Raw genomic sequence first — 14,789 nt, 5'->3', positions numbered from 1 at the left:
GGCTTTGTGGACAAGGACAGCGATGCACTCTAGCAAATCAGCTTTGTCGGCGTCGAACCTGAGACGCAGGCAGGAGTATTACGGATTACCCAAAGTCAAAGCCCGATCTCTGGGGATCGGGCTTTTTTTGGGCCAGCACAGGCTCAGCTCGCTGCTTGATGCATTTCATTCAGGCGGTCGGAACCCCCTTCGGCTACAGCATTGCGTTCCAGCAGACGGTCAGCACCACCTTCGGCTACGGCATTGCGTTCCAGCAAGCGGTCAGCACCGCCTTCGGCTACGGCATTACGTTCCAACAAACGGTCGGCACCGCCTTCAACCAGACCTTTCTGTTCCAGGCGATCGCGACCGCCTTCGGCGACGGCATTGCGTTCCAGCAGACGATCAGCACCGCCTTCAACCAGGCCTTTCTGTTCCAGGCGATCACGGCCACCTTCGGCAACCGTCTGGCTGGTGTGCGCAGCGTCAAACTTGACTTGGGGAATGGCCTGTTCGGACGCTGGCACGGCAAAAGCGCTGGTGGTCAGGACCGAAAGTGCAACACTGAGAAGTAATTGGCGTTTCATGATAGTTGCTCCTTGGGAGGGCGATAAAGTGGGTACGAAGCTAATGCTACTCTCGATATCTCGATATAAAAGTTCATAAACACAATGGTAATAATCAACAGAATTGATTGTTTGCCGCGAAGGCTCTAGCGCGAGGCTCTCAAGCACGCGCTTTTGCACCGTGGTGGGTATTTTCGCCACAGTTGTGGGTAACATCGGTGCGTCACACCGCAGGTAAATTGTCTGTCTGGTCAGGAAAATCGGATTTTCGCGGCTAATTCGGTATCGCGGTTAAACCCCCGGTGCGTTTGCCAGTCGTAGCCCTATAAGCTTTAGTTCTCAGATGTGTCGCCATGGGCGCGCATCGTCGTAATCAGGAGCCTCGTGCAATGACGCGCACCCGCAAAATTCTCGCCTGGAGCTGCGCCAGCTTCGCTCTGCTCATTGCTGTGGTGGTGCTGGTTCTGGTGTTTTTCGATTGGAATCGGATCAAGCCGCCGCTCAATGCCAAAGTCTCCGAAGAGCTGCATCGCCCGTTTGCCATCAATGGCGATTTGTCGGTGGCTTGGCAGCGCGAGCCTGAGGAGGGCGGGTGGCGAGCCTGGATTCCCTGGCCCCATGTGGTGGCCGAAGACCTGACCCTGGGCAACCCCGAGTGGTCGAAAAAGCCGCAGATGGTCACGCTCAAGCGCGTCGAATTGCGGATTTCCCCCTTGGCATTACTGGCCCAGCGTGTGGTGATCCCGCGTATCGACCTCACCGAACCACGTGCCGAACTGCAGCGCCTGGCCGACGGCCGCGCCAACTGGACCTTCCAGTTCGATCCGAAGGATCCGAACGCCGAACCGTCCAATTGGGCGGTGGACATCGGCGCCATCGGCTTTGACAAGGGCCACGTCACCCTTGACGACCAAACCCTCAAAACTCGTCTCGACGTCGTGATCGACCCGTTGGGCAAGCCGATTCCCTTTAATGAAATCGTTGGCGAAAGTGATGCCAAGAAGGCGCTGGAGAAGGGCTCGGTACCTCAGGATTACGCGTTCGATCTTAACGTCAGCGGCCAATACCACGGCCAGAAACTCGCCGGCAGCGGCAAGATCGGTGGGCTGCTGGCGCTGCAGGACGCCGCCAAACCCTTTCCGGTGCAAGCCCAGGTCAAGATTGCCGATACCCGCATCGCGGTAGCGGGCACTCTGACCGACCCCTTGAACCTCGGGGCCCTGGATGTGCGCCTCAAGCTATCCGGCAATAGCCTGGGCAACCTGTACCCATTGACCGGCGTGACCCTGCCGGACTCGCCGGCCTATTCCACCAACGGTCACCTGACCGCCAAGCTCCACGAGCCCGGCGGCGCGTCGTTCCGCTATGAGAACTTCAACGGCAAGATTGGCAACAGCGACATTCATGGCGACCTGGCCTATGTCGCCAGTCAGCCACGGCCCAAACTCAGCGGTGCGCTGGTCTCCAACCAATTGTTGATGGCCGACCTGGCGCCGCTGATCGGCGCGGACTCCAACGCCAAGCAAAAAGCACGTGGCGGCATGAGCAAGCAGCCGGCGACCAAGGTGCTGCCGGTGGAGGAGTTCCGCACCGAGCGCTGGCGCGACATGGACGCGGATGTCGAGTTCACGGGCAAGCGGATCGTCCACAGCGCCGAACTGCCGTTCACTGACCTCTACACGCACCTGGTGCTCAACGACGGCCAGTTGAGCCTCGAACCCCTGCGCTTCGGCGTGGCCGGTGGCAAGCTCGATGCGCAGATTCGCCTCGACGGGCGCATCACCCCGCTGGAGGGCCGGGCGAAACTGACGGCGCGCAATTTCAAGCTCAAGCAACTGTTCCCGACCTTTGAACCGATGAAAACCAGCTTCGGTGAACTCAACGGGGATGCCGATATCGCCGGCCGCGGCAATTCGGTCGCGGCGTTGCTGGGCACCGCGAATGGTGATCTGAAGATGTTGGTCAACGACGGCGCGATCAGCCGTGGACTGATGGAAATCGCCGGGTTGAACGTGGGTAACTATGTCGTCGGCAAGATATTTGGTGACGAGGAAGTGAAGATCAACTGCGCCGCGGCGGACTTCGGCATCAAGCGCGGCCTGGCCACCACCCGCCTGTTTGTCTTCGATACCGAGAACGCAATCATCTATGTCGACGGCACGGCCAACATGGCCAGTGAGCAACTGGACCTGACGATTACCCCTGAGTCCAAAGGCTTCCGTCTGTTTTCCCTGCGTTCACCGTTGTACGTGAACGGGCCGTTTATCAAGCCGAACGCGGGGGTCAAGGCGGTGCCATTGATGTTGCGGGGGGCGGGGATGGTCGCGTTGGGCGTGATCGTCGGGCCGGCGGCGGGGTTGTTGGCGCTGGTGGCGCCGAGTGGCGATGTACCGAACCAGTGCGTACCGCTGTTGCAGCAGATGAAGGAAGGCAAGGCGCCGAAAACGGTGAAAGGCTGACGTTGGCAAACGTAAAAAAGGCGGAGCCGGTAAACCCGCTCCGCCTTTTTGAACGGCTGATTACAGGCTTTCGAGGATGTCGGCCATGTCGTCGGCGTGTTCTTCTTCCTGGGCGAGAATGTCTTCAAAGATCCGGCGTGTGGTGGGGTCTTTGTCGCCGATGTACTGAATGATCTCACGGTAGCTGTCGACTGCGATCCGCTCGGCTACCAGGTCTTCGTAGACCATTTCCTTCAGGCTGTTGCCCGCCACGTATTGGGCGTGGGAGTTTCTCGACAGCAGATCCGGGTTGAACTCCGGCTCGCCGCCCAACTGCACGATACGTTCGGCCAGTTTGTCTGCGTGTTCGGCTTCCTGGGTGGCGTGCTCGAGGAACTCCTGGGCGGCAACGGCGGCTTTTATCCCGCTGGCCATGAAATAGTGACGCTTGTAGCGCAGGACGCAGACCAGCTCGGTGGCCAGCGATGCGTTGAGCAAGCGGATGATTTCTTCGCGGTCAGCCTCGTAGCCTTCGGTCACGGCACCGTTTTCGACGTTCTGGCGGGCGCGTGTGCGCAAGGTCGCAACGTCGGTCAAATTTGCTTCAGTCATCTCAATCTCCTGGTGCTAATCCGGTTTTGCTCCACGCTCTAACGGCGCGGTCGCTCCAGGTTGTGAGTGCTGCGCGAGGCAAAAAGTTTTATCGGATTTTGCTGCTGTGGCCGGACAGTCGCGCCTCTTCCCGCAGCCATTGGAAAAATGCCCTGACCGGCGGATGACGCTCGCGGCCCGGCACACACAGCGCGCTGTAGCCGGCGCCGTCGACACTGACCTGGGGCTTGTACGGCACCAGCAACCCGCTGGCCACGCTTTCCGAGACCAGGATATTGCTGGCCAGCACCAGGCCTTGGCCGGCAATCGCCGCTTGCAGCGCGTAGTGCTCCTCGTCGTATTCGCGCATGGGCCGGGATGGCAATAACCACTGCTCGCCAGCGCGTTCGCACCAGGCTTGCCAGCCGAGGGCGTAGAGCTTGGAGTTATGCCAGCGCACGCTGATCAGGGTCGGCGCCTGGGTGCTGGCCAGGGCCACTTGCTCGGGGGAACCGTAGACCGCGAAACACTCGTCGAACAAGCACAGGTTGTGCAGGTTCAGGTAGTCCTCGAGGCTGTAGCGAATCACCAGGTCAATGCTGGCGTCCTGCTGCAGGTCCACCACCTCGCATTGGGTGTCAAGGCGCACATTGATGTCCGGATGGGCGGCATAGAAACGTCCGAGCCGGGGCACCAGCCACAGCGCGGCGAAGGCTGGCGTGGTGGAGACCGTGAGATGGCCGGCGCTGCGCTGCGGGCGCAGGCTGTCGACGCTGTGGGCAACGTCGAGCAGCGCGCCATGCAGGCTGTGGAACAAGCGTTCACCGCAAGCGGTGAGGCGGACCTGACGCGGCAGTCGCTCGAACAAGGGCACTCCCAGCCAGGTTTCCAGCGAACGAATCTGATGGGAGACCGCGGTCGGCGTGACCGACAACTCTCTGGCGGCCGCCTTGAAGCTGAGCAGGCGCGACGCCGATTCAAAGGCACGCAGGGCGGTGAGGGGCAGCGAGGCAAACATTCAGGGCTCCATGGATGAATTGATATCATCCAAAGTAACTTTTGCTCATTTGTCGGACGGCCTCCAGGGCTCTAGTTTCTTGCCAAGGAAAGCCGACCAGCCAGGTCGTCTTAGTCTAGCCGTTGAAGGTGCTACAGATGAATAAAATGCTTGCTATCCATGGCAGCCCGCGTGGCGAACGCTCGCATTCGCGGCGTTTGGCAGAAGCCTTTCTCGAGGTTTGGCAAACCGCCAATCCTGATGCGCAGCTGACCCGCCGGGAAGTCGGACGTGCGTTCATTCCGCATGTCAGCGAAGCCTTTGTCGCGGCGAATTTTTACCCCGAACCCCAGGCGCGTCCCTTGGCCATGCAGGCGGATTTGCAATTGAGCGATGAGTTGGTCGGTGAGCTGATCGAGCACGATCTGCTGGTGTTTTCCACGCCGATGTACAACTTCGGGTTGCCCAGCGGCCTGAAGGCCTGGATTGACCATATCGTACGCATGGGGCTGACCTTCGACGTCACTCAGGACAGTCAGGGCATTGCCCAATACCAGCGCTTGCTGCAAGGCAAGAAAGCGCTGATCGTCACCAGCCGTGGCGGCAGCGGTTTTGGCCCGGGCGGCGAGTACGCGGCGATGAACCACGCGGACCCGCATCTGCGTACGGCGTTGGAGTTTATCGGGATTGACGACATCACGGTGATTGCCGCCGAGGGCGAAGAATCCGTCCCCGAAGCGTTTCGTCGTTCCAGCGATGAGGCCGAGCGCCAGTTGCGCGATCTGGCGCGCATGTTCTGAGGGCGCGCGTCATCAGTTAGTCATCGGGGTGTCATGTCGGTTTGTGGGTGGCTGGTCTAGGATGCAGCTGTCGATTCACTTTCAAGGACGTTCGCCCCATGCCGCAGTCGTTGGCTACACGTTACCCTCTGGTGCTGGTGCCGGGGATGCTTGGGTTTGTGCGGCTGCTGCTCTACCCGTACTGGTATGGCATCGTCCCGGCGTTGCGCGCGGGTGGGGCGCAGGTGTTTGCGGTGCAGGTGGCGCCGCTCAACGCCAGTGAGGTGCGCGGCGAGCAATTGTTGGCGCAGATCGAACGGATTCGTCGCGAGAGCGGTGCCGAGAAGGTCAACCTGATCGGGCATAGCCAGGGTTCGCTGAGCGCACGTTATGCGGCGGCCAAGCGCCCGGACTGGGTCGCGTCCGTGACCTCGGTGGCCGGGCCCAATCACGGTTCGGAGCTGGCGGACCATATCCACACCCATTACCCGGCTGACAGCGCCAAGGGGCGGATCATGAGTGCGTTGCTGCGGTTGATCGGGATCGTCATGGGCGTGCTGGAAACGGGGTATCGCGGGCCACGTTTTGCGGTCGATATCCATGCCTCCCATCACTCGCTGACCAGCGAAGGCGTGGCGCTGTTCAATCGCCAATACCCGCAAGGGTTGCCCGCCACGTGGGGCGGGCAGGGCGCCGAAGAGGTTGACGGCGTACGTTATTACTCCTGGTCCGGTACCTTGCAGCCGGGCAAGACGGATCGCGGCCGCAACCTGCTGGATGGCAGCCACCGCAGTTGTCGGCTGTTTGCCCGGACGTTTGTGCGGGAAAAGGGTCAATGCGACGGCATGGTCGGGCGCTACAGTTCGCACCTGGGCATGGTGATCCGCGACGACTATGCGCTGGACCATTTCGATATCGTCAACCAGTCACTCGGGCTGGTGGGCAAGGGCGCCGAACCTGTGCGCCTGTTCGTCGAACACGCGCAAAGACTCAAGGCCGCTGGCCTCTAGTCGCCGTTGTCGAGGGCCTCAGGTGGGGCTGCTTTTTGTGCCAATCGGCGTCGTCCAGCGTTCCGATAAAATGACTCCACCCAATGTCAGTAAGCCGCCGATCAAGTGATACCAGGCCAACTGCTCCTTGAGCACCACCGCCGCAATCAACGCGGTGATCAATGGCAGCAGGTTGAAAAACAAGGTCGTCCGGCTCGGTCCCAGGTGCTTGACCGAATGCATCCAGGCCAAAGGCGCGAGCATCGAGGCCAGCAGGCAGGCATACAGCACCAGGGCAATATTCGAACTGCCGAGGCCGACCTTCTCCGAGCTCAAAAACAGCGGGAACAGCACCACCACCGCGACCAATACCTGCAAATACAGAAGCACCAGCGGTGGCACGCGCAGTTGCCACTTTTTCAGCAGGGTGCTGTAGATCGCGTAGGCCAATGTGGCGACCAGCATCATGCCGTCACCCAGATTCAGCCCATGTTGCAGCAGGGCGCCAAGACTGCCGGAGGACACCACCACCAGCACGCCGACGAACGACAGCACCGCGCCGGCCAGCGCGCCGGCGGTCAGGCGCTGACCGAGGCTGATGATGGCGGCGGCCAGGACCATCAATGGCATCAGCGACAAGATAATGCCCATGTTGGTGGCGGTGGTCAGGGTCGCGGCGTAATACGCCAGGCTCTGGTAAACCGCCATGCCCAGTACGCCGAGGATGAATATCTTGCCCAGGTTCGGGCGAATCAGCGGCCAATTGGCAATGACCGGCTTGAACATGAACGGGGTAAAGAAGACGGCCGCCAGCAACCAGCGGTAAAAGCCGATTTCGGCGGGAAAGATCGCGCCCACCGCCAGTTTGTTGATCACGGTATTGCCCGCCCAGATAAAAATCGCCAGCAGCGGATAAGCGTATTGCATCGAAAAGAACCAGAAGCGTGAATGAGCGTTGATTATCCTTTGTCTGGAGCGAAGCTCATACTTCGATCCGGTGGTATCCAGGAAAAATGCACAAGAAACCCGTCAACCTGCGGATTTTCCCAGGCTGCCGGCCTCGGTGTCTGTGCGCTGCTCGGCGTTTATCGCGCTATTCCCGCGTCAGGCGGCAGTATCGAGGGGCGAATAAACGTAGTAGGTGAAGGCGTAACAGGCTTTGTCTACACTGCGCGTGAGGCCGTGCCCGTCGGCGCGGTAACAGGGAGAAAACTCCATGAAGATGCTGCGTATTCCGTTGTTGATGGTTGGCTTGTTGCTCTGCTCCCAAGGATTTGCGGCCACGGCCCAGCAAAACAAAATGACCACCTGCAACGCCGAAGCCTCCACCAAGAGCTTGAAAGGTGATGAGCGCAAAGCGTTCATGAAGACTTGCCTATCGGCCCCTGCGGCCAACGATGCCAAGGCCCTGAGCCCACAGCAGCAGAAAATGAAGGACTGCAATGCGTCGGCGAAGACCCAGGCGCTGACCGGCGATGCACGCAAGACCTTCATGAGCACATGCCTGAAGAAATAATAGCCCCGGACTACAGAAGGCTGCGACACTCGCGCACCGCTCCTCTTGTAGGAGCGAGCTTGCTCGCGAAAAACGCAAGGGCGCCGCGTCTCAGTCAGGATGCATGCGTTATCGTTTACGTTCTTCGCGAGCAAGCTTGCTCCTACAGCGTCCTTTAACGCCGTTCGTTTAGAGGCTGTATGCCAACGTTTTCTCAGCGTCATGTGTTGCTGCTGGCCAGTTACATCATCATTTTCGGCGGGTTGCTGCTGGTTTTGCCGTTAAAACTGCTGCCCAGCCTGTTGGCCGGCCTGTTGGTCTTTGAGCTGGTCAACATGCTTACCCCGCAATTGCAGCGGCTGATCGAAGGTCGGCGCGCGCGCTGGCTGGCCGTAGCCTTGCTGGGGACCTTGATCGTCAGCGTGTTGGCGTTGCTTTTCGCCGGCGCTATCAGCTTCCTGCTGCACGAGGCGGAAAACCCCGGCGCTTCCCTGGATAAATTCATGGGCGTGGTCGACCGCGCTCGCGGCCAGTTGCCGCCGTTTCTCGATGCTTACCTGCCGGCCAGCGCCGCCGAGTTCCGCGTGGCCATCGGCCAATGGCTGGGCAAGCACCTGAGCGAATTGCAACTGGTGGGCAAGGACGCGGCACACATGTTCGTGACCTTGCTGATCGGCATGGTGCTGGGCGCCATCATGGCGCTGCAACGTGTGCCTGATCTCACCCAGCGCAAGCCCCTGGCCGCCGTGTTGTTCGATCGCCTGCACCTGTTGGTTCAGGCCTTTCGCAACATCGTCTTCGCACAGATCAAAATCGCTGCCCTCAATACCGTGTTCACCGCCGTCTTTCTCGCGGTGGTGCTGCCGCTGTGCGGGATTCATTTACCGCTGACCAAGACGTTGATCGTCCTGACCTTCCTGCTGGGCCTGCTGCCGGTGATCGGCAACCTGATCTCCAATACCCTGATCACCATCGTCGCCCTGTCGCTGTCGATCTGGGTCGCGGTGGCGGCGTTGGGTTATCTGATCGTGATCCACAAGGTCGAGTACTTCCTCAACGCGCGCATCGTCGGTGGGCAGATCAGCGCCAAGTCGTGGGAGCTGTTGTTGGCGATGCTGGTGTTTGAAGCCGCATTCGGTCTGCCGGGCGTGGTGGCCGGGCCGATTTATTATGCGTACTTGAAGAGTGAGTTGAAGCTGGCGGGGATGGTGTAGGAGCGGGCTTGCCCTGTGGCGAGGGGGCTTGTCCCCCGTTGGGCTGCGCAGCAGCCCCAGTCAGGGGAGACGCGGTACATCAGGCTGTTCGCGGCGCCTGGTTTTAGGGCTGCTGCGCAGCCCAACGGGGGACAAGCCCCCTCGCCACAAAAGCGGATCAATTCGCTTCAGGTTCTTGACTGAATGGGATTGTGGCAAGCCCGCTCCTACAGAGTGTGGTTTCAGTAGCCGTAGCGTTTGCTGGCTTCGATTGCCAGGCCGCTGCCGATGCTGCCGAAGATGTTCCCCTCGACATGCCGCGCATTCGGCAACATCGCCGAAACGCTGTGGCGCAGCGCTGGAATACCGCTGGAACCACCGGTAAAAAACACCGTGTCCACCTGGGCCACGTCCACCGAGGCATCGTTGAGCAGTTGCGTCACGCTGTTGCGCACCCGCTCCAGCAGGTTGTCGATGGCGGACTCGAACAGCGCCCGGCTCAACTCCACACTCAAGCCCGGTTCAACCCGATCCAGCGGCACATGGCGGCTGTCGTCGTGGGTCAGCTGGATCTTGGTCTCCTCGACCTCCATCGCCAGCCAGTGCCCGGCGCGTTGCTCGATCAGTTTGAACAGACGGTCGATACCGCCGGTGTCCTCGATGTCATAGCGCATGCTGCCCAGGGCCAGTTGGGATTTTTGCGAGTAGACCGAGTTGATGGTGTGCCAGGTGGCCAGGTTCATGTGGTGGCTGGTGGGCATGTAGGCACCGCTTTTCATGCGGCTGCCGTAGCCGAACAACGGCATCATGCCTTGCAGGCTGAGCTGCTTGTCGAAGTCGGTGCCGCCGATATGCACACCGCCGGTGGCGAGGATGTCGGCATGGCGGTTGGCATGGGTGCGACGCTCAGGCGACAGGCGCACCAACGAGAAATCGGAGGTACCCCCACCGATGTCGACGATCAGTACCAGCTCTTCTTTTTCAATCGTGGATTCGTAGTCGAAGGCTGCGGCAATCGGTTCGTACTGGAAGGAGACTTCCTTGAAGCCGATCTTGCGGGCCACGTCCACCAGCGTATCTTCGGCCTCTTTGTCGGCCATCGGGTCGTCGTCGACGAAAAACACTGGGCGACCCAGCACCACTTCCTCGAACTCGCGACCGGCATTGGCTTCGGCGCGGCTCTTGAGCTGACCGATAAACAGCGCCAGCAAATCGGTGAACGGCATGGCCGTGCCCAGGACGCTGGTGTCGTGCTTGATCAGCTTGGAACCCAGCAGACTCTTGAGCGAGCGCATCAGGCGGCCTTCATACCCTTCCAGGTACTCGTGCAGCGCCAGGCGGCCGTAGACCGGGCGGCGTTCTTCAAAGTTGAAGAACACCACCGACGGCAGCGTGATCTTGTCGTCCTCCAGCGCGATAAGCGTTTCCATGCCGGGACGGATCCAGCCGACAGTGGAGTTGGACGTGCCGAAGTCGATTCCGCAGGCACGGGCTGGGGATGGGTTTTTCATGTCTATCGGGTTCCGGTTGAAAAACGGCCGCGCAGTGTATGTCAGTCGCGAGCAGATGCGTAGGTCAACCATCTGTTAAATACAGCGTACTTGTTACCTTGAAAGGTCAGCCATCTGCCCCCAAATCTTGTGCATACGATTGGTGGCTGTCGAAAGGACCGCGTTTGTCCTACAAGCCACCGATAATTTTCTGACGCTCCCTCGACCAGGCCCCGCATGCGCAAGCACGCTGGGCCGAAGACGGATGCGATCTCGATAACGGATGGTGATACTCCGATGGATTTCAAAGACTACTACAAGATTCTGGGGGTCGAGCCGACGGCGGACGATAAGGAAATCAAGGCCGCCTACCGCAAGCTCGCGCGTAAATATCACCCGGATGTCAGCAAGGAAAAAGACGCCGAAGCCAAGTTCAAGGATGCGTCCGAAGCTTATGAAGCGTTGAAAAGTGCCGACAAACGCGCCGAATACGATGAGCTGCGCAAGTACGGCCAGCACGGCCAACCGTTCCAGGGGCCGCCAGGTTGGCAGAGCCGTGGCGGTTTTGGCGGTAACCCGGGCACCGAGGATTTTTCGGACTTTTTCAGTTCGATTTTCGGTAACCGTGGCGACGCCTTCAGCGGCGGCCAACGCCGTAGCGCCGGGCGCAAGGGCCAGGACGTGGAGATGCAGCTGTCGGTGTTTCTGGAAGAGACGCTGTCGAACGAGTCCAAGCAGATCAACTTCCAGGTGCCGCAATACAACGCGGCGGGGCAACACGTCAGCAACACCACCAAGAGCCTGAATGTGAAGATTCCGGCCGGTGTGGCCGATGGCGAACGCATCCGCCTGAAGGGGCAGGGCGCGCCCGGCATCGGCGGTGGCGCCAATGGCGACCTGTACCTGATCATCCGCTTTGCCCCGCATCCGAAGTTCGAGGTGGAAGGCGAAAACCTGGTGATCACCTTGCCGCTGGCCCCGTGGGAACTGGCATTGGGCACGGAAGTGGCAGTGCCGACCCTGACCGGCAAGATCAACCTGAAGGTGCCCGCCGGCAGCCAGAACGGCCAGCGCATGCGCGCCAAGGGCCACGGTTTGATGAACAAGGCCGGGCAGCGTGGCTATCTGTTTGTGCAGCTCAAGGCGGTGATGCCTAAACACGCGGACGACGAGACCATCGCGCTGTGGCAGGCATTGGCGAAGAAGGCCAACTTCAATCCGCGCGAAAATTTCTGATGCTGCTCGAATGAACAGCCAGGGTTAGCGCAAGCCCGCCAGCACTAGAACGTACGAGGCAGCACCACGGTAAACGTGGTGCCGTCCGCTTCGGTGGACGTCACCTCAATGCTGCCTCGATGGGCCAATACCACTTCCTTGACGATAAACAGCCCCAGGCCGAGGCTGGTGGAGGTGCTGCCCAGTCCGTCATTGTTGCTGCGCACCAGCGGGTCGAACACGGTGTTCAGTGCGGCTTGGGGAATCGGCGCGCCGTAGTTGTGCATGCTCAGCACCACGCTGTCAGGCGTACCGTTGAGGGTCAGGGTCACTGCTTTGCTGTTGAGGCCGTGCTGCAACGCATTGCCAATCAAGTTCTGCAGTAGCTGCTCAAGACGTCCACGGTCCCATTGACCCCACATGTCGCCGTGGATGTGCAAGGTCGGATGGCAATCGGGACGACCCGCGCAGGCTTCATCGATGGCCGATTGCGCCGCGTCGGCAAGGTTCATGGGCTTCGGTTCGATGGGCAGGCTGCTGCCCAGTCGGCTGCGGACGAATTCCAACAGGTCGCTGACCATCGCGCCCATGTGCCGCGTACCGTTTTTGATATTGCCCACCAGGTTCAAGCCCTGGGTATCCAGTTGGGCCTTGCGCAGCAACATCTCGGTCGACATGTTCACCGCCTGCAACGGGGCGCGCAGATCGTGACCGAGAATGGCGAGGAATATGTCCCGCGAGCGATTGACCTGCTCGGCGTAGGCTGCTGTGGACTCGGCCAAGGCTTCATCAATGGCTTCGTTGAAGCGAATCATGTCCTGGAAGTACGTCAGTTGCGGTGAATCCAGGCTGTTGGCCCACAGACGAATCACACAGGCCCGCAGGTGGCGAAACTCGGCGGTCATTTGCACCAGGTCAAAACCCACCGTGTGGCGCAGCTCGCCATGGCTGGCGGCGGCCTTATCCAGGCTGGGGTTTTTCTCGGGGCCTTCGCCCTTGGCCTTGGCCGCTTGTTCGCTGGCGCTCTGGCGGGTGTTCATGTCCCGCGCGGCGGCCACCAGCATCGAATGCGCGTGGTCGCGCAACTGCGTGCGGTTCAAGGTGTCGGCGGCCGGGGTCAGCGTCTCGGCAAAGCGCTCCCACTCATCGACGATCTGTTCGGCATTGGCTGTGATGAAGTCGGATAGGCGCATGGCCGGGGCTACCTTGCAGGGCGACGGTGAGGAGCTGTGGCGCATCTTAGCGTCACGCGCACGTTCCTTCACTGATGAGGCGAAAATAGGCCGATGAACGGTTGAAATAGGTGGTTTTGCGCTTCATGAGGGAACGGCGCTCAATGCGTGCTGGATCTGAGAGCGCACCGCGCGTGCCCGCCCGACATCAGGGGTGGGCACGCGCGCCTCTGACTCAGGTGCGGAAGCGGCCGGTCAGTTCCGCCAGGTTCTTCGACAGGCTGGAAAGCTGCTGGCTGGCGTGCATGCTCTGGGCCGAGTTCTCGGCCGCCTCGTTGGACAGGTCGCGGATGTCGGAGATATTGCGGGCTATCTCCTCGGTAACGCTGCTCTGCTCTTCACAGGCGTTGGCGATCTGTGCGGCCATGTCGTTGATCCGCTGTATTGAACCGCCGGTGCCGCTGAGCACCTGATCCACGCTTGCGGCGCGCTCGACGCTGTCGCGGGCCTTGGTGCTGCCGACATGCATGGCTTGCACGGCCTTGGCGACACCGGACTGCAAGCGCTCGATGCGCACCTGGATGTCCTTGGTCGAATCCTGGGTGCGTGCCGCCAGCGCCCTGACTTCGTCGGCCACCACGGCAAAACCGCGGCCTTGCTCACCCGCCCGCGCCGCCTCGATGGCAGCGTTGAGCGCCAGCAGGTTGGTTTGCTCGGCAATGCCCCGAATTACCTCCAGTACCGCGCCGATGCTAGAGGTTTCCTGGGCCAATGCCTCGATGGTCCCCGAGGCGCTTTCCACCTCGTGGGCCAGTTGGCGGATTGATTCGATGGTGCTGTTGACGACCTCCGCGCCATCGCGGGACTGGCTGGTGGCTTGTTGGGCGGCATCCGAGGCGTTCAGCGCGTTATGCGCCACCTCATGCACGGCGGCGCTCATTTGGGTCGCCGCGGTGCTGACTTGATCCAGCGCCGCATGTTCGCTGCTGATCAACTGGTCATTGGTCGCCGCCATGCTGGCCATGGCGCGTGCCGCCGCATCCACCTCCCCAGTCACCCGGCCCACCTCGGCAATCAGCGGTTGCAGTTTGTCGAGGAAGCGGTTGAAAGCGCTGCCAAGCTGGCCCAATTCGTCAGCTGAACGCACCTCAAGACGGATCTTCAAATCACCATCGCCCTCGGCAATTTGCTCGACGCGACTGAGCAATCGACGCATGGGACGCAGCACGACCAGCGGCAGGGCAACCACCACCAGAATACAGCCAAGCAGCCCGATCAACAGAATGGCGCCCTGATGCATCCCGACTTCCCTGCCATTGTCGATCGCCGCGTCCCCCTCGCGATGCGACGCCTGGTCTTCCAGCTCGCCAAGCTTGTCAATGGAATCGCGCATGCTCTCGAACAGACGCTCACTGTCACCGAAACTCAGGGTGCTGGCCGCCTCCATGTCACCCACCGACAGTTCCATGACCCGCCGCGAAACCTGCTTCCACTTTGCAAAGGCGTCATTGAACTGACTGACCAGCGCCAGCGCCTCGGGCCCCGGCTGCAGGGCGGCATATTCTTGCACGCGGTCATAAGCCTGCTTGGTATTCTCCTCATGACTGGCGCTCAGCGCCGTCAGATGCTCGTCCGCGTGACCATCAAGCAGGCTGCGCTCGGCAACAAAAGCCTGGTAGAGATCGCGGTCGGCGTTGAGCAGCAGGCTGATGGCCGGCAAATATCGCTTGGTCAGCTGTGTACTGGACTCAGTCACCTGGTCAATGCCACGCATGCCCGACCAGCCCATCAGCACCAACAGCAGTGCCAGGAAAGCTATTGGCAGGGTGATTTTCCAGCGGAAGCCGAGATCGGCAAAGAACCGCGACATGGAGGCACTCCTTCT

At 60.7% G+C, this 14,789-nt stretch carries 13 protein-coding genes and 1 pseudogene; 6 read left to right on the top strand and 8 right to left on the bottom strand.

Going from position 1 to position 14,789, the window contains the following annotated elements:
- Nucleotides 1-143: 143 nt before the first annotated feature.
- Nucleotides 144-566, bottom strand: a complete 423-nt coding sequence (locus AC6CIA_RS09065; protein ID WP_498311591.1) for a hypothetical protein — start codon at nt 564-566, stop codon at nt 144-146.
- 368 nt (nt 567-934) lie between these two features.
- Between AC6CIA_RS09065 and AC6CIA_RS09060 the strand changes: the two genes are divergently transcribed.
- Nucleotides 935-3,004 carry an AsmA family protein gene (locus AC6CIA_RS09060; protein ID WP_498311590.1) on the top strand — a complete coding sequence of 690 codons (2,070 nt, stop codon included), beginning with the start codon at nt 935-937 and terminating at the stop codon, nt 3,002-3,004.
- Between the two features lie 60 nt (nt 3,005-3,064).
- On the opposite strand, the gene AC6CIA_RS09055 is transcribed toward AC6CIA_RS09060, so the two are convergent.
- Together AC6CIA_RS09055 and AC6CIA_RS09050 are read right to left on the bottom strand one after the other, a co-directional pair.
- Nucleotides 3,065-3,595: a ferritin-like domain-containing protein gene (locus tag AC6CIA_RS09055; RefSeq protein ID WP_339531800.1), complete on the bottom strand. Its 531-nt coding sequence runs from the start codon at nt 3,593-3,595 to the stop codon at nt 3,065-3,067.
- An 88-nt stretch (nt 3,596-3,683) separates the two neighbouring features.
- Entirely contained in the window at nt 3,684-4,592 is a 909-nt protein-coding gene (locus AC6CIA_RS09050) for a LysR substrate-binding domain-containing protein (RefSeq protein ID WP_498311589.1), read from the bottom strand.
- 137 nt (nt 4,593-4,729) lie between these two features.
- Here AC6CIA_RS09050 and AC6CIA_RS09045 point away from each other — a divergent pair, with 137 nt between their 5' ends.
- Both AC6CIA_RS09045 and AC6CIA_RS09040 read left to right on the top strand, forming a co-directional pair.
- Nucleotides 4,730-5,371, top strand: a complete 642-nt coding sequence (locus AC6CIA_RS09045; protein WP_498311588.1) for an FMN-dependent NADH-azoreductase — start codon at nt 4,730-4,732, stop codon at nt 5,369-5,371.
- Nucleotides 5,372-5,469: 98 nt separating this feature from the next.
- Nucleotides 5,470-6,360, top strand: a complete 891-nt coding sequence (locus AC6CIA_RS09040) for an esterase/lipase family protein (RefSeq protein WP_498311587.1) — start codon at nt 5,470-5,472, stop codon at nt 6,358-6,360.
- Between the two features lie 18 nt (nt 6,361-6,378).
- Here AC6CIA_RS09040 and AC6CIA_RS09035 read toward each other — a convergent pair whose 3' ends face one another.
- On the bottom strand, nt 6,379-7,266 hold the full coding sequence (locus AC6CIA_RS09035; protein WP_498311586.1) for a DMT family transporter: 888 nt from the start codon (nt 7,264-7,266) through the stop codon (nt 6,379-6,381).
- Between the two features lie 289 nt (nt 7,267-7,555).
- Between AC6CIA_RS09035 and AC6CIA_RS09030 the strand changes: the two genes are divergently transcribed.
- Nucleotides 7,556-7,855: a PsiF family protein gene (locus AC6CIA_RS09030; RefSeq protein WP_498311585.1), complete on the top strand. Its 300-nt coding sequence runs from the start codon at nt 7,556-7,558 to the stop codon at nt 7,853-7,855.
- 179 nt (nt 7,856-8,034) lie between these two features.
- Nucleotides 8,035-9,048, top strand: a complete 1,014-nt coding sequence (locus AC6CIA_RS09025; RefSeq protein ID WP_339531794.1) for an AI-2E family transporter — start codon at nt 8,035-8,037, stop codon at nt 9,046-9,048.
- Nucleotides 9,049-9,269: 221 nt separating this feature from the next.
- On the opposite strand, the gene AC6CIA_RS09020 is transcribed toward AC6CIA_RS09025, so the two are convergent.
- Nucleotides 9,270-10,538, bottom strand: coding sequence for an Hsp70 family protein (locus AC6CIA_RS09020; RefSeq protein ID WP_498311584.1), 1,269 nt, complete (start codon nt 10,536-10,538; stop codon nt 9,270-9,272).
- 276 nt (nt 10,539-10,814) lie between these two features.
- Here AC6CIA_RS09020 and AC6CIA_RS09015 point away from each other — a divergent pair, with 276 nt between their 5' ends.
- Nucleotides 10,815-11,753 (top strand): DnaJ C-terminal domain-containing protein, encoded by a 939-nt coding sequence (locus tag AC6CIA_RS09015; RefSeq protein WP_498311583.1) that lies wholly within the window; start codon nt 10,815-10,817, stop codon nt 11,751-11,753.
- Between the two features lie 44 nt (nt 11,754-11,797).
- Here the strand turns inward: AC6CIA_RS09015 and AC6CIA_RS09010 are convergent, their stop codons facing one another.
- The 3 genes and pseudogenes from AC6CIA_RS09010 to AC6CIA_RS09000 form a co-directional block, all read right to left on the bottom strand.
- Complete coding sequence (locus AC6CIA_RS09010) at nt 11,798-12,925, bottom strand: sensor histidine kinase (RefSeq protein WP_498311582.1); 1,128 nt, start codon at nt 12,923-12,925, stop codon at nt 11,798-11,800.
- A 214-nt stretch (nt 12,926-13,139) separates the two neighbouring features.
- Nucleotides 13,140-13,919 carry a methyl-accepting chemotaxis protein gene (locus tag AC6CIA_RS09005; RefSeq protein ID WP_498311780.1) on the bottom strand — a complete coding sequence of 260 codons (780 nt, stop codon included), beginning with the start codon at nt 13,917-13,919 and terminating at the stop codon, nt 13,140-13,142.
- A gap of 78 nt (nt 13,920-13,997) precedes the next feature.
- Nucleotides 13,998-14,774: pseudogene (locus AC6CIA_RS09000) on the bottom strand (MCP four helix bundle domain-containing protein); the annotation flags it as partial.
- Nucleotides 14,775-14,789 lie beyond the last annotated feature (15 nt).

The organism is Pseudomonas sp. GQ91 (assembly GCF_059758795.1).
This window is presented reverse-complemented; position numbering and strand designations above follow the sequence as displayed.